Genomic DNA, 15313 nt, shown 5'->3' with positions numbered 1-15313 from the left:
CTCCTTCAATTTGCTCTTCGGCTCGCCAAGCGCTGCAACACCCGCGGCGGAATTATCCGCGCCGCAAAGAGCAGGGCTTTTTGGCTCGCCGTCAATGGGTACGCCCCGCCGCGCATCGAACCCCGCCTCGGTATGCCCAGCACGATGCGGGACACGTGGTGCATGGCCGAAGACGGGAGGATCCTGTTGAGCGCCAAGAGCATCGAGGCGTCGGGTCCCACCCCGCGGCGGCGGAACGGCGCGCGGTCGCCTAGCGCCTTGACCAGTCCGTCGGTGAACCGCTCGGGTGTCCGGGCGAATCTGATCGCGAACCGCCCGCGGGTGTTCATGGTGTTGTGCAGCCGGGCGTACGGCCCGTTGAAATCGCGGTCGTCGATGGTGCCCGCGTCCGTGATGATGTCGGTGTCGTACATGCCAGCCACCAATACGGTGACGCCGAGGCCGAACGGCGCGATCTCGGCGGCCATCGACTCACCCCACCGCTCCAAGGCCCCCTTGACCGCGGAGTACGGCGCGGTACCCGGTTGACCGCGCACCCCGGCGGCACTGGACACCAGCACGATGCGCCCCTCCCCCGCCGCCCGCATCGACGGCAACAAGGCCTTGGTGAGCGCGACGGGACCACGCACGGCGGTGTCGAACATGGTCTGCCACAACGCCATATCGGTCTCCTCGACCATTCCGGCGGCGGAGATGCCGGCGTTGTGCACAAGCGCATACGGCGCTCCGACGGCCTCTTCGATCGCCTTGGCCGCCGCGGCAATCGACGCGGCGTCCACCAGGTCGAGCTGAACACAGATCAAACGATCGTCTTCGGGTATGGTGCCCATTGTTTCCCGAATAGCGTCCCGCAGCCGCGCCATCCCCAGGTCGGGCGGCCGCATGGCCGCGACCACACGCCAGCCCTCCCCATACAGGCGCACCGCCGAGGCGAACCCCAGTCCGCGGGACGCGCCGGTGATGACGACGGAGCGCGGTTCAGCCATTCTTGCCCGAGACCGAAGTCGCGCAGGCACCTTGGCCCGGCGGCGGCGGGTCGACGTGCGGCCGCCCGTGCGGTTCCCCGCTCGCCCAGGTCGACCAGATGCCGACTGAGTAGGGGCCTAGAGCGCCTGCCTTCTCGTAATAGCCTTGCGGGTCATAGACTTTGGCCTCGGGATAGGGCCAGGGGCAAGCCACCGAGGTGGCCGCGTGGCTGGCCTTGATGGCCCAGAACCACGCGCCGTACGTGAAGTAGGACACGTTGATGATGGCGAACATCACCAGGAAGGTGCCGAGCACCGGACGCGTCGGGAATATCCGGGCCTTGGCCGCGAGCTTCTCGGCCACCGATTTGCCGGTGTCGTCGCGATAGCACAGGATCGCCGCCGGCACCATCACGAACGTCACCGAGAACGACTCCCAGATCAGCGGGAACTGGAATGTGGTGCCGGTGAACACCGAACCCCACGGGATCACCTGCGAGTAGATGTACATGCCCCAGTGGATCAACGTGTTCTCCAGCATGGCATCCATGACGAACCCGACCACCAGGACTATCGCGCCCAGGCAGATGAGCGGGTGCCGTGACACGAACGCCTCAGGCCCCCGCCGGGCCTGCAGCTTGCGCAGGATCCATATCCCTGGGAAGTATGGGCCGAAATAGAACATCACGTAACCGAAGACCACGAACGGTTCGACGGTCGGCGACAACGACACCAGCGGCCACGATTCCGGCCAGTGCACGAGATCGGGGTTGTAGACGGCGAACGGTGACCAGTTCATGATCGGGTCCTGCCACACGATCAGCGTGGTACACAAGAACATCAACATCACCGGGCTACCAGGATTCCGGCGCCAGCCCCTGACGAAGACAATCAACAGAACGATCAGCGCAACCACGGTGGCAGCATCCAGGAAGGTGATGTAGTCCAGCCCGAACGAGAACTTCACCGGGCGCGGCCGGCCCTGCACATTCGGGTTGGCCACACGAGGGTCAAGGGCCACACGGCAATTCGCGATGAAGAACAGCGCGAACGCGGCCAGGGCGGCACCGGCGATCCAACCTCCCCAGCCGCGCCTTTCGCCGCGCGCACGAGTGGGCTTCTCGCCCGCCTCAAGTGGCGTGGACTGTTCGGTAGACACGAGTCAGCCCTCCTCTCCGAAGCGGTCGACCAGACGCGAGTTGACGCCGTCGGCATCGAGGGTCCGCGCCACCAGATAGCCGGCCCCCATCCAGGCCCGCCGCGTCCACTTGCCGAACGACACCCGGGTACCCGGCGCGCCCGCGGCGGCGGGCATCATCTTCACCCGCTCCAGCGCCTCTTTGACCCCGCGCGGGCTCAGCGGGTGCGCATCGCTGAACGCTCGCACGAGTGTGGCGGCGACGTCGCGGTTGACCACCGGCACGCAGTACTCGGGACGCCTGCCTCCGTACTTCTGCGCGTAACGGTCGAGGAAGTCCTGGCCGAGCCGATTCTGCTCGTCGTACTGGTCGACCCCGATCCAGCCCATGAACGCGTTCCACATGATCGGATTCACCCAGGCGTTCTGAAAAGCCGTAGTCGTGAACCGCGGCGGATCCCAATCGACCGCCTGCAACGCGGGGTTGATGAACACGATCCCGAAGCCGAAGCCCAGATGCACGATCGCCTCGGCCTTCGCGTCGTGCAGGGTCCGGACGGCTTCGTTGATGTCCTGCGCGGTCTGCGCGATCGCCGCTTCCGCAACGATGCGAATCCCCTTGCGCCGGCACGCGCTTCGCAGATTTCTCAGGTAACTCTCGCCGATCAGATTCTGCTCGACGAGGACCCCGATCTCGGAGAGACCGCGTTTGGCGACGAGGTCCGCGATGAAGATCGGCTCGTCAGTCATCGATCCCTGCGGGAAGGCGAACGTCCATTCGCCCAACCAGTCGTCGGTGCCCGTGACGCTGATCGCCGGCACCTTGAACCGCTCCTCGATCGCTTCCCGGGTGGGTACGCAGTTGTCGGTGATGTGCGGCCCGAACACCACCAGGCAGCCCTCGTCGACCAGCTCGCCGAACGCATCGATGACCGCCTTGACCGATCCCTTGGGCAAGCCCTCCACCTCGCGGTAGACCATCTGCACGGGCCGGTCCATCAGCCCGAGTTCGACGGCCTCCTCGAATATCAGGTCGAAGCACCGGGTGAAGTCGGCCAGCATCTCCTCGGGGAATCCCGGTGGGAGGGTGAAGTCCATCAGGTAGCCGACCTTGATCGGCTCTGCACTGCTCTCGTAGGACATCTGACCTCCCGGGTGACCAACTCGTGCGCACCTCGCGCGCCGTGCTGACCTAATATTTGTTCAGAACGCTAGCGAGGGGGCCGACCGGGGTCAACCATCGGACGCGCCCAGATAGACCTCGATCATCTCGTTGAGGGACCTGCTCACCGCCACGTCGTCGGTGAGCGGTCCAGCGATTGCGGCCCGGGCCGCCGCCGCCATGGTCAGGCCCTCCGTGATAAGCCTGCCGGCCGCGATGAGCACGCGGGTCGACGCGACCTCACGCAGCCCGCCGGTCTCCAAGCGGCGGATGGCGTGCCCGAAGCGCACCAGCTCAGCCGCGGTGGCACCGTCGACGCCCGCCTCGTGGGCAACGATCCCCTCTTCGACATCGGCTGCGGGAAAATCGAATTCGATGGCGACCATCCGTTGACGCGTCGAGTCCTTGAGGTCCTTGAGCACGCTCTGATAACCGGGGTTGTAGGACACCACGAGGCCGAATCCGGGCGCCGCGTCCAGCGTGACGCCGAGACGCTCGATCGGCAGCTGCCGCCGGTGATCCGCGAGCGGGTGCAGCACGACGGTGGTGTCCTGCCGGGCTTCCACGACTTCGTCCAGGTAGCAGATCGCGCCCTCGCGCACGGCGCGGGTCAGCGGACCGTCCACCCAGACCGTTTCGTCGCCCTGCAAGAGATACCGCCCGACGAGGTCTGCCGTCGTGAGGTCGTCATGACAGGCGACGGTGATCAGCTGCCGGCCGAGATCGTAGGCCATCGCCTCGACGAATCGGGTCTTGCCGCACCCCGTCGGGCCCTTCAAGACGAGCGCCAGACCCTGGCGATACGCCGCCTTGAAGACGTCCTCTTCGCTGCCGATCGCCTTGTAGTAGGGCCGCACCCTGTCCGCCTCGGAGGTCGTGCCGTTCCGGTACATGAGTCCGGACTCGTTGGCCATCGCTTCCCTTCCATACCCGCGCTGATTGGAGCCTAGCCGGAACAGATGTTTGTTTCAAGAGCCCTGACGAGCGGATATGCGGCCCGGCGCGCGAATGACATTCTGGGACATGCCCTCACGACGCCCTCCGGCGAACCTCCGCCGAGCGCAGCGCGGAGCGGAATAGCGGTCCGATCACACCGGCGAGCTGATCTGGTCGCGCGATCGTCGCATGCGCGGCGCTGCCGAAGACCCGGCGCAGCGATCGCACGTCCGTTCCTGCGCCGATGGTCAGGCATACGCAGCCGGTGCCGCGGCGGCGGGCCTCGGTCAAGGCGCGCCGCGCGTCCGCCGCCCCGTAGGGCCTCTCGTAGCCGTGGTCGTATGCGAGGCCGTCGGACAGCACCACCAACAGCCGCCGGGAGGTGCCCCCGCGCGCCTCCAAGACGGCCGAGCCGTGCCGGATCGCCGCGCCGAGGCGTGAGTACGCGCCGGGTTCGAGGCTGTTCAGCCGCTTCATCACTCGGGAGTCGAGGTGGTCATCGAATCGCTTGACGGGCACCATGCTCACCGCGCGGCGGCCCTGCGAGTAGTAGGCGTAGAGCGCAACCCGGTCGCCCAAGTCGTGCAGGGCGACCATCAGATTGGCGACCGCCGCACGCTGTTGTTCGTGCACCGTCCGCCCGACGGTTCCCGGCTCGGCCGACGACCCCGATACGTCCAACAGGAGCAGCACCGACAGGTCACGCCGGCGCCGCAGGCTGTCCAAGTACACCGCCTCGTCGGGCACCGACCCGGCCAGCGCCTCGACGCGGGCCTCAACCGCCGCGTCGATGTCGATGTCGTCGCCCTGCGACTGACGGTGGCGCCGGTGCAGGCCCATCCCGAGCCGCGACAGAGGGCGCCGCACGCCAATCGCGGGGTCGATTGCCGGGGTGGCCGATGCCTTGATCTTGGCCTCGACCTCGCGCACGGTGCACCACCCGGGCCGGTAGCTCTTTCGGGTGACGTCCCATTCCGGATAGGTCATACCGTCCGATTGGACGTCGCGGTGATCGGCGTCCTCGCTCGAGGTCGACGCCAGCGAAGCCACGGCGTGCACAGCACGCTTCGCCGAGTTTGTCCGATGTGTCGGCGTATCCGCCCCGGGGGGCCCACCGCCGCTCCCCGTCTTACGCACGGACGACAGCATCTTCTTCAACCACTTGCCGATGAAGCCGCCCCCGCCGACCGGGCTGGTGAACACGTCCGGATCGTCGGAATCGTCGACCTCTCCGTCGTCGAGCTCCTCGAGTTCCTTCTGGCCTGGGCCACGCGGAACGTGTTGGGGTTTGTCCGGGTCTTGGTGCTCTGCGGCTTGGGAACGCGCGGCCAGGACCTTGGCCGCGCGGATCACGCCGAATTCCGGCGCAGGGTCCGCGATTGCCGCCCGGCCCTCGGCGATTTTCAGCGAAGCGGCGGGCGAGTCGCTGCACTGCGCGATGTCCCGATTGCCGAACCACGCCAGGATGCCCGGCAGCACCTGGCTATTGGCGATCAGCGCGCGGTGGCCCTCTAGCGCCAGATACCGCCGGGCCCGCCGGGGGTGGCGGACCAGGCGACGCACGACGCCGGGATCCAGGCTGCCGGCCGCAATCATCGACGCTTGTACCGCGACGGCCTCGAGTCTCGCGCGGGTGTGTGCACGGGCGTCAACATAGATCGTCTGGCCGTCGGTCCACGGCGGCTCACCCGGTTGCACTGCGGCAACCGCCACGGGCTGTCCGGCCAGTGCCGAAGCGAACATGCCGAGGGCTGCCAGGCGGTCGCCGGGAGCGTCGTCTGCCATCGGCCTCCGAACCCCACGAGATTGTTGACCAAATATCTGTTCCAAGCGTAGGGTCCGGTCCGACGCACGGTCAAACCGTTGTCCATGCTTGAGGGTGCTCCATGATCGACTTCACCGATCGCGTGGCTGTCGTCACCGGCGCCGGACGCGGACTCGGCCGGCTGTACGCGCTCGACCTGGCGCGCCGCGGTGCCGCGGTGGTTGTCAACGATCTCGGCGGCTCGATGCGCGCCGACGGTGCCGGCTCAAAAGTCGCCGACGAGGTTGTCGACGAGATCAGCAGGGCCGGTGGCACGGCGATCGCCTCCTATGACTCGGTCGACAGCCCCGCGGGCGGCCAAGCGATCATCGATGCCGCCGTCGCCGCGTTCGGTCGCCTCGACGCGGTCGTGAGCAACGCGGGAATCTTCGGCAGCGTCCCATTCGAAGAACTCTCGCCCGACGAGTGGAGTCGAATGCTGCGAGTGCATCTCGACGGCGGCTTTTTTCTATCGCAGCCCGCGTTCGACGTGATGAAGAACAACGGGGGCGGAAGATTTGTGTTCATCTCTTCCTCCGCCGGGCTTTTCGGTCAGCCGATGGAGGCTCACTACGCCGCGGCGAAGGCCGGCCTCGTCGGGCTGATGAACGTGATCGCGATCGAAGGCGAAGCGCATCGAATACTGGCCAATTCCGTTATGCCGATGGGCTTCTCGCGGATGGCCACCGAGACGGTTGGCGATGAGAAGTTTCTCGCCGAATCCGGCTTCATGCGAGCCATCCGGCCCGAACTCGTCGTGCCGCTGGTCACTTTCCTGGCGAGCAGCGCCTGCACGTTCACCCACCGCAACTATTCGGCCGTCGCCGGGCGCTACGCGCGGGTGTTCGTCGGCCTGAGCGAAGGCTGGCTCGCAGACGTCGAAAGCCAACCGACGGCCGAAGACATCGGGGCACATCTCGAGCAGATGTCAGCCACGGAGCGGTTCATCGTGCCCGCGTCGATCATCGACGAGGTGCTGGAGGTCTGTGTTCGACGGGGCATCAGCGCGACGCCGGACAACGACGAAGTCGCATTTCCTGCCCGTTGACCTAATTTCTGCTCCAACGTAAAGTCCGCGAAAGTGGACTTCTCCTACCCAACGGAAGTGGAACAGTTCCGCGCCGAACTGCGCGACTGGCTGTCCGCCAACCTGACCGATGAGCTGATCGCCGCCCGCCGGCCCAGCGGCCGCGACGACGCCGCATTCGAAATGCTGCGCGCCTGGAACCGGACGATGGCGGACGCGGGGTGGGCCGCCGTTTCGTGGCCCCGCGAGTACGGCGGCCGCGGGGCGACGGTTCTCGAGCAGCTGGTCTACACCGAGGAAACCACACGCGCTCGGGCTCCGATGCCGCTCAACGTTATTGGGATGAACAACATCGCGCCGGCCATCATGCAATACGGCACCGAATCGCAGAAGACAACGCTGCTCCCCCGCATGATGCGCGCCGACGACATCTGGTGCCAAGGCATGTCGGAGCCCGAAGCCGGTTCCGACCTCGCCGCGCTGCGCACCCGGGCGGTGACCGATGGCGACCACTTCGTGGTCAACGGCCAGAAGATCTGGACCTCACTCGGGCATCGCGCGCAGTGGTGCCAGCTGTACGTGCGCACCGATCCGGAAGCCCCGAAGCACCAGGGGATCTCCTGCCTGATCGTCGACATGAGGCTGCCGGGCATCGAGGTCCGCCCGCTCGTCACGCTCAACGGCGACACCGACTTCGCCGAAGTGTTCTTCCACGACGTGCGGGTGCCGGCCGATGCGTTGCTCGGCCCGCTGAACGCCGGCTGGCAGGTGGCCACCACGACCCTCAGCCACGAGCGTGCCGGGGCAGCGCGGCTGTACGCCGAAATGCAGGTGCGGCTGGAAGAACTCGCGGACGACATCGCCACCCACAGCGACGCGCTGGACGACCCCGTGACGCTGCGGCGCCTCGGCGAAATCGCGGTCCGCATCAAGTATCTCGAGGTGCTCTGCCAGCGATCGATCTCGGCGACGCTGCACGGCGGCTCGGAGAAGGTTGCGTTCGGGTCGGCCAGCCTTGCCAAGACCGTGTGGGGTGAGATCGGGCAAGACCTGGCGGCCCTGGCCTTCGACGTGCTGGGCACCCGCGGCAGCAACGCCCCGTGGGCAAACTACCGCCTGACGTCGCGCTCACTGACGATCGCCGGCGGCACGACCCAGATCAACAAGAACATCACCGCACAACGCATCCTTGGATTGCCGCGCAAATGAACCTCGAACTCACCGACGAGCAGGTGGCGCTGCGCGACACCACACGGGGCTTCCTCGCCGAAAAGGCCCCGATCTCGGGGCACGTGCGGCCGCTGCTCGACGATCCGACCGGCACCACCGACGCGGTCTGGCGCGGCCTTGCCGACCTCGGGACCACCGGCCTGCTGGCGCCGGAAGACTGCGGCGGCGCCGGCATGACGATGGTCGAGGCCGGCATCGTCGCCGAGGAACTCGGCGCCGCTTTGCATCCGGGGCCGTGGTTGTCGACCGCCGTCGCCGCCACCCGGGCACTGACCCGCCTCGTCGCCAGAGATTCCGCCACCAAGCTGTTGACCGGGATCGCCGACGGCACCACGATCGTCACCGTCGGCCTCCCCCATTACCAGAACGTCCAAGTCGCCGCGAACCGGCACGCCGACGGCGTTGTACTGCGGGGCGAGATCGCTGCGGTGCCCGACGCCGCCGCCGCCGACGTCCTGTTGGCGCTCGCAGTGGAATCCGACGGCATCGGTCTTTACGCCGTGAACGCCGACGCGTCCGGGGTTTCGGTGGCGCCGGAGCGCGGTATCGACCAGACCCGCAAGCACTTTCGCGTCACGCTCGACGCAGCCCCCGCGCACCGACTGGCCGCGGCGTCATCAGACGACGCAGCGGCGGTGATTGACGACGTGCTGATCGCCTCGGCCGCGGACGCGCTCGGGGCCGCGCGGGCGGTGATGGACCTCGCCGTCGAATACGCCAAAGTCAGAAAGCAATTCGGTCAGGTCATCGGCTCGTTCCAGGCGGTCCAGCACTTGTGCGTGGACATGTACGAGACCGTCGAGCTGGCGCGCAGCGGCGTGATCCAGGCGCTGTGGGCGGCCGACCACGCCGGCGCCGAGGAGCGGCACCTTGCTGCGTTGCGGGCCAAGGCGTTCGCCGGGCGGCTGGCCACCGTCGGGGACACCGCCATCCAGGTGTTCGGCGGCATCGGTTACACCTGGGAGCACGACGCTCATCTCTACCTCAAGCGCCTGCTGAGCTGGAGCACATTTCTTGGGGGCCCAGACCGTTATCTCACCGAAATCGGTGCCGCGCTTGCGAAGCGGAGGTCACCATGACTACATCAGCGCGCTGGCCTCCGTCAGCCGGGTAGTACCTCGAAGACATTGTGCACACCGCGCAGACCCTTTAGTTCCAGCTCCTGAGGTGCGCCGAAGCGGATGTCCGTTCGGTCGCCGAGCCCATCACGTACCGGTTCGCTGATCAGGATCTCGCCCCCCTCGGCATGTCCTGCTATCCGCGCCGCCATGACAACATTGCGTCCGAATAGGTCGTCGCCGCGTCTCACCGACGTCCCCATGTGGATACCGAAGCGCACCCGGATGTTGTCCCAGCGCTCAGGGTGGTCCCGCAGCGCAGCTTGCACATCGATACAACAGCGCAAGGCATCGCCAGGTTTTGCGAAGGCAAGCATGAATCCGTCCCCTTGGGTTTTGACGACATGCCCTCCGTACTTGGTGACGAGTGAGCGGACGAGTTCATCATGTCGATGGAGCAACTTCACCCAGTCTCGATCACCTAGCGCCTCGTTGTGTTGGGTGGAAGCCTCGATGTCGGAGAAGACGATCACGACGTCGCCATCGGCGGTTAACCGTGCCAGGTCCGGGCGTTCCACTTGGGCCCACCCCGCCAGGTCTTCGATGGAGTTGCGCACCGTGGCGCCGATGCCTTTGGTACGCACCATCTCGGCGGTCTTCCAGGTTTTCCGCACCGCAAAAGGCGCAAGCCCACGGCGCCGACGACGCCGCGGGCCGTGCTGGCGCCGGCTGCGCTCAAGCTGCCGGCGAACGGTTCTCAGCCGGCGCTGCGAGATGGTCAACAAGACGCCCAGCGCAATTAAACCGGCGAGTTCTGTGGTGACAAGCCCCCACAGGATTAGTTCGGTCATCGTTTATGGGCCTGCGCGTTGGCGAGCAGTCCGATGCAAGGAGGACCTCCAGTCTCGAGCGGTTCTCGATCCGCACGCGGTGACGATGCCCGTAACCCAGGTCTCCGTTGCAAAGTCGCGCTTGCTCCGGATTGACAGTGCAGGCCACTCAGAGGTGTCTGCCCGCATACCGCAGCGTACCGGCCGGCGTGACCAGGTGGTCGGACGCGACCGCCGGGACGACCGGGCGCTCTAGAATGGGCCTGCCGCCGTTTCGCGCAGCGCATTTGTTTCGCCAGGTCTGATAGCCTTCCAACAAAGATTTGGTTCGGTGGGAGGACGAATGCGCGTGCATGCCGATCCAAACTCGCCCGCGCTGGCGCGCCCTTAGCCATGGCCAAAATCGAGTCGCTGTCCAAGGGCAGGTCCCCTGTGGTCCGTTTGGACGCCAATGATTCCGGGACGCGCCGCACCGAGATCCTGCAGACCGCGGCGTCGTTGATCGCGTCCTCGGGATTGCGTACGTCGCTGCAGGAGATCGCGGACGCGGCGGGCATCCTGCCCGGAAGCCTGTATCACCATTTCGAATCCAAAGAGGCGATCCTCGTCGAGCTGATCCGCCGGTACCAGGAGCACTTGAACCGGATCGGGCAAGCCGCGCTGGCGAGGTTGGACGAACCCGATTCGCGGCCGGTCGCGGAAAAGATCATCGAGCTGGGCAAGGCGATCGCCAACTGCGCCGTGCGACACGGCGCCGCCCTGCAGATGTCGTTCTACGAGGGGCCCAGCGCCGATCCGGAGCTGATGAAGCTGACGCAGCAGCAGCCCACCGCGATCCAGGAAGCGATGCTGCAAACGCTGCGCGCCGGCAGGTGGAGCGGCTACATCAAACCCGACATCGACCTTCCCACGTTGGCCGACCGCATCTGCCAGACCATGTTGCAGGTCGGGCTCGCCGTCATGCGCCACAATTCGCCCGCCGATCAGGTCGCCGAGCTGCTGTGCCGAATCATCTTGCAAGGCTTGGCGGCCCGCCCGCCCGTCGACTCGGCGTTGGACCGGTCCAACGCCTTCGCGGCCGCCACCGACGTCATCGCGACGTGGGCCGACGATCGCGACGCCGATCCCAGCGACAAGGCGGCCCATGTCCGTGCCGTGGCGCGAACCGAATTCGGGCGCAAGGGCTATGAGGTCACCACCATCCGGGACATCGCATCCGCGGCGGGTCTGGGCACCGGAACCGTCTATCGGGTGATCGGATCCAAGGACGAACTGCTCGCCTCGATCATGGAATCCTTCGGCAAGAAGGTGGAAGCGGGCTGGGTCGCCGTCCTGCGCTCGGATGCCAGCGCCATCGAGAAGCTCGATGCGCTCAGTTGGGTCAACGTCAACGCGCTCGATCGGTTCTCCGACGAGTTCAGGATCCAGCTCGCATGGATGCGGCAATCGCCGCCGGACACGCCCAACCCGGGCTGGCTGTACGCCACCCGCGTTCGACAGATGAAATCGCTGCTCTCCGAAGGGATCCGGTCGGGCGAGGTCAGCATCGATGCTCCGTCCACGACCATGCTGGCGCGCTGCGTCATCGGCCTGCAGTGGATACCGGAGAACATCCTTCGCGCCACCGGTAAACGCGCGGCGTTGGTGCACGCCCGTGACACGGTGCTGCGCGGCGTCGCGGTTCGCGGCAATTAGGTATTGAACCTAATAACTGTTCTACATACAGTAGGGCAGTTAGAACCGGGTTGGCAGTGAACGAGAAGGGGATTTCCATGTCTGTGATCGATCGGTTGCGGTATGACGGCAAACGAGCGCTGGTTGTCGGCGGCGCAACGGGCATGGGTGCCGCGGCGGCCAAGTCCGCGGCCGAACTCGGCGCCGAAGTGATCGTGATGGACTACGCGCCGGTGAACTACGACGTCGCCAAGTCGATCCAGGTGGACCTGCGCGACCCCGCGTCGATCGACTCCGCGCTCGAGCAGCTGGACGGGCCGATCCACGCCCTGTTCTCGGCCGCCGGCATCGCCGACGGGACGACCGACCTGATGGCAATCAACTTCATCGGCCACCGGCATCTCATCGACCGCCTCCTCGAGAAGAACCAGCTTCCCTCGGGCTCGGCGATCTGCTTCATCTCCTCGGTCGCCGGCATGGGCTGGGAGAACGACCTGGAACTGCTCGGGGAGTTCCTTGCCACCCCGGACTTCGGGTCGGCGCAAGACTGGGTCAAAGCACACGAAGCGGAAGGCATCATCCACTACGGCTTTTCCAAGAAGGTGGTCAATGCCTACGTCGCGACCCAGGGCTACCCCCTGCTGAAGAAGGGCGTCCGGATCAACGCGATCTGCCCGGGCCCGACCGACACCCCGCTGGCCCAGGCCAACGCCGACCTGTGGCTGACCTTCGCGCAGGACTACCGCGACGAAACCGGCTCCAAGGTGCACACCCCGGAGCAGATGGGCGATGTCATGGCGTTCCTCAACAGCGCCGCCGCCTTCGGCATCAACGGCATCACGCTGCTGGTCGACTACGGGCACACCATGGCGTCGCTCACCGGGGCCTACCCGCCGGGCAAGCCGATCATCGACCTGATCATGGGTCGCGTAAAACTCTAGTAGTGATCGCGAGCGCGGCGTAGCCGGGCGAAGCGGGTCGCCACCATCGGCACTAGTGGCGATCGCGAGCGCGGCGTAGCCGGGCGAAGCGGGTCGCCACCATCAGCACTAGTGGTGATCGCGAGCGCGGCGTAGCCGGGCGAAGCGGGTCGCCACCATCAGCACTAGTGGCGATCGCGAGCGCGGCGTAGCCGGGCGAAGCGGGTCGCCACCATCAGGACAGACGCCGGTAACGTCGGGGTCATGGCACGGATCGTCGTCGTCGGCGGCCACGGCAAGGTGGCACTGCAGTTGTCCCGCATCCTGACCAACCGCGGCGACGAGGTGAGCTCGGTCTTCCGCAATCCGGACCACTCCGGCGACGTCGAGTCCACCGGAGCCGAGCCGGTGGTCGCCGACATCGAGCGGCTCGACACCGACGGGCTGGCGAAGCTGCTGGCCGGGCACGACGCGGTCGTCTTCTCCGCCGGGGCGGGCGGCGGCAACCCGGCGCGGACCTACGCCGTCGACCGCGACGCCGCAATCCGGGTGATCGATGCCGCCGCGCAGGCCGGCGTCAGGCGGTTCGTGATGGTGTCCTACTTCGGCGCCGGGCCGGATCACGGTGTGCCGAGCGAGAATTCGTTCTTCCCCTATGCGGAGGCCAAGGCGGCCGCGGACGCCCACCTGCGGGCCAGCGACCTGGATTGGACGGTGCTGGGTCCGGGCCGGCTCACCCTCGAACCGGCGACCGGCCGAATTGCGGTGGGCAAGGGCAAAGGGGAAGTCTCGCGGGCCGACGTCGCGCAGGTCGCCGCCGCCGCGCTGGCGGACGACTCGACAATCGGCCGCACCATCGACTTCAACAACGGTGACCTGCCCATCGCCGAGGCGCTGGCTCGTTAAGGTCAATGACTCGACGATGCCGTTTCCGTCGGTGCGGTCTAGGACCACAGCCCGGCTGTCTTGCGCCGGCCGATCCGCGCCCGCCATTTTCGTCAGGCCGGTCATCAGCCGGTACGTCAGCCTCGAAGTGGACAGGCTGACCCTGGGATCCGAGCGTGCCATATAGATGCCGGAATCGGGCTGGCCCAGGCCTTTCCGGGGCATCCACTAAGCGGGCTGGCGGATTCGCTGATAGGCATGGTGGCGAAGTTGCGGGAACTCAGAGCGACACACCTGACAACAAGAAGGGGGGCATGTGAAGCTCGCCGACTGTCCAATCTTTCCCGCCGAGGCGGGAACCGCCCTGAGCGCGGACCGCGGCTTGGGTTGGCGCCTGGCGCGACAGGCTGGTCCGGTGTTGCGAGATCCGGGGGGTCACTGGGTATTTGTCGTCGGCCGAGAGGCAGTGTTAGCGCATCTGGACGATACGATGTTGGATCGCGCCCGTGCCCTTCCCGAGAGCGATCTCGACGTGCACCAGCAGCTATTCGCACCGAAATCGGCTCATGACGTTGCGGCCGTGTTCCGGCCGACCGCCGCCGCGCTGATCGATCGTTTCGCCGCCGCGGGTGGCGGTGACGCGGTGGCCGATGTGACCACGCCGATGGCTAGCGCCCTTTTCGACATCGTGTCGCGCCTGCAGCTATTGCCTGTTGAGCACCTGTATGGGCGGTCCGGCCATGTCCTGTCCGAGGCGTGCCGCAACCTGTTCAAACACGCCGGCTGGCACTTATTCGAGTTGGCCCGCCGCCCCGAATTGTGCGACATGCTTCGACGTCAGCCTGAGCTGATACGCGGGTTCGTTGAAGAGGTCCTCCGGTTGGAGCCGTTGGTGCAGGGTTGCCAACGTTTTACTACCCAGCCAACGACCGTCGGTGGGGTAGAGCTGCCGCCCGGCATGGTGGTGATGTTGTGTATCGCCGCGGTGCAGCGCGACGGCAGCGATGCCATGTCCACCGATGATCTCGTGATTGGCGTTAGGGCGCACCGGCATTGGAGTCTGGGTGCGGGGTCTATGCGTTGCCGTGGCGGGCACATCGTCCGGCAGGTGTTGCGCGTGCTGGTTGAGGAGTGGGTCGACCGGGCCGGGCATGTTGGGCTGGTTCCCGGTTTCCGGCCGGTGGCCGGGTTCCCGAAGACTGAGAGCTCTTTGTGGCTGCCGGAGCTGCCGCTGGCCACGAGGGCTTAGCCCTGGTCCACAATCTCGATGAATGCTCGCACTTCGCTCTGGAGTTCGACGCTGTAAACTCCGCTGCGCAGCTGGTCTGCCGTCGCCGCACACTGCGGCGCCGGCATCAAGCGAGGCACGTTAGACCCGCCTCGCGAGAGGGAACCCGGTGAGAGTCCGGGACTGTCCCGCAGCGGTATGCAGGAACGACCGCCGTCACAAGCACTGGTCTTGAGGGATCTAAGACTGGGAAGCGACGGCCAGTAGGAGCACGGGAGTGCGCGCCTGCGAGTCCGAAGACCTGCCAGCCGTGCCGGGCGCGCCGCGTCCGGCGGCTCATCGCCTCGTGGAGTGGGCGTTTGGCTGGACCCGTTGCGGTGTAACGCCCAAGGCGTTCACCGTGAATCGGATCGGCTGCGCATCCGCGGCGGTGAGCACCCCGTCGATCGATAGGAC

General features: G+C 66.5%; 13 protein-coding genes and 1 riboswitch. Of the genes, 7 read left to right on the top strand and 6 right to left on the bottom strand.

Annotated elements, in window-relative coordinates; genetic code table 11:
• Window positions 1-5: 5 nt before the first annotated feature.
• The 5 genes from A5764_RS12595 to A5764_RS12575 all read right to left on the bottom strand — a co-directional run bounded on the left by A5764_RS12595 (window position 6) and on the right by A5764_RS12575 (window position 5986).
• Window positions 6-986, bottom strand: a complete 981-nt coding sequence (locus A5764_RS12595) for an SDR family NAD(P)-dependent oxidoreductase (RefSeq protein WP_067113835.1) — start codon at window positions 984-986, stop codon at window positions 6-8.
• The gene (locus tag A5764_RS12590; RefSeq protein ID WP_067113833.1) at window positions 979-2124 is read right to left on the bottom strand and encodes a spirocyclase AveC family protein; all 1146 of its coding nucleotides are present in this window, start codon (window positions 2122-2124) and stop codon (window positions 979-981) included. Before A5764_RS12590 ends, A5764_RS12595 begins: the two co-directional genes overlap by 8 nt.
• Before the next feature lie 3 nt (window positions 2125-2127).
• On the bottom strand, window positions 2128-3246 hold the full coding sequence (locus A5764_RS12585; protein ID WP_067113830.1) for an ABC transporter substrate-binding protein: 1119 nt from the start codon (window positions 3244-3246) through the stop codon (window positions 2128-2130).
• A gap of 90 nt (window positions 3247-3336) precedes the next feature.
• A complete protein-coding gene (locus tag A5764_RS12580; RefSeq protein ID WP_067113828.1) occupies window positions 3337-4179 on the bottom strand; it encodes a CbbQ/NirQ/NorQ/GpvN family protein in 843 nt (280 codons plus the stop codon).
• Between the two features lie 115 nt (window positions 4180-4294).
• Window positions 4295-5986: a nitric oxide reductase activation protein NorD gene (locus A5764_RS12575; RefSeq protein WP_067113826.1), complete on the bottom strand. Its 1692-nt coding sequence runs from the start codon at window positions 5984-5986 to the stop codon at window positions 4295-4297.
• Between the two features lie 101 nt (window positions 5987-6087).
• Between A5764_RS12575 and A5764_RS12570 the strand changes: the two genes are divergently transcribed.
• Genes A5764_RS12570 through A5764_RS12560 form a run of 3 tightly spaced genes read left to right on the top strand, consistent with a single transcriptional unit; the run spans window position 6088 to window position 9341 of the window.
• Window positions 6088-7053, top strand: a complete 966-nt coding sequence (locus A5764_RS12570) for an SDR family NAD(P)-dependent oxidoreductase (protein WP_067113825.1) — start codon at window positions 6088-6090, stop codon at window positions 7051-7053.
• Between the two features lie 33 nt (window positions 7054-7086).
• Window positions 7087-8241, top strand: a complete 1155-nt coding sequence (locus tag A5764_RS12565; RefSeq protein ID WP_067113823.1) for an acyl-CoA dehydrogenase family protein — start codon at window positions 7087-7089, stop codon at window positions 8239-8241.
• A complete protein-coding gene (locus A5764_RS12560) occupies window positions 8238-9341 on the top strand; it encodes an acyl-CoA dehydrogenase family protein (protein WP_067113821.1) in 1104 nt (367 codons plus the stop codon). The genes A5764_RS12565 and A5764_RS12560 overlap by 4 nt, the downstream gene beginning before the upstream one ends.
• Before the next feature lie 23 nt (window positions 9342-9364).
• Here the strand turns inward: A5764_RS12560 and A5764_RS12555 are convergent, their stop codons facing one another.
• Entirely contained in the window at window positions 9365-10171 is an 807-nt protein-coding gene (locus A5764_RS12555) for an adenylate/guanylate cyclase domain-containing protein (protein ID WP_067113819.1), read from the bottom strand.
• Between the two features lie 372 nt (window positions 10172-10543).
• Here A5764_RS12555 and A5764_RS12550 point away from each other — a divergent pair, with 372 nt between their 5' ends.
• The 4 genes from A5764_RS12550 to A5764_RS12535 all read left to right on the top strand — a co-directional run bounded on the left by A5764_RS12550 (window position 10544) and on the right by A5764_RS12535 (window position 14878).
• A complete protein-coding gene (locus A5764_RS12550; protein ID WP_067113817.1) occupies window positions 10544-11845 on the top strand; it encodes a TetR/AcrR family transcriptional regulator in 1302 nt (433 codons plus the stop codon).
• A 77-nt stretch (window positions 11846-11922) separates the two neighbouring features.
• Window positions 11923-12765: an SDR family oxidoreductase gene (locus A5764_RS12545; protein WP_067113868.1), complete on the top strand. Its 843-nt coding sequence runs from the start codon at window positions 11923-11925 to the stop codon at window positions 12763-12765.
• Between the two features lie 243 nt (window positions 12766-13008).
• A complete protein-coding gene (locus tag A5764_RS12540) occupies window positions 13009-13650 on the top strand; it encodes an SDR family oxidoreductase (protein WP_067113815.1) in 642 nt (213 codons plus the stop codon).
• Between the two features lie 295 nt (window positions 13651-13945).
• The gene (locus tag A5764_RS12535; protein WP_156664648.1) at window positions 13946-14878 is read left to right on the top strand and encodes a cytochrome P450; all 933 of its coding nucleotides are present in this window, start codon (window positions 13946-13948) and stop codon (window positions 14876-14878) included.
• A gap of 114 nt (window positions 14879-14992) precedes the next feature.
• A riboswitch (cobalamin riboswitch) is annotated at window positions 14993-15163 on the top strand.
• Window positions 15164-15313 lie beyond the last annotated feature (150 nt).

The sequence above is a fragment of the Mycobacterium sp. 852002-51057_SCH5723018 genome (assembly GCF_001667035.1).
Lineage (GTDB): Bacteria > Actinomycetota > Actinomycetes > Mycobacteriales > Mycobacteriaceae > Mycobacterium.
Note: the sequence above shows the minus strand (reverse complement) of the source record. Positions and strands in the feature narration are given on the sequence as shown.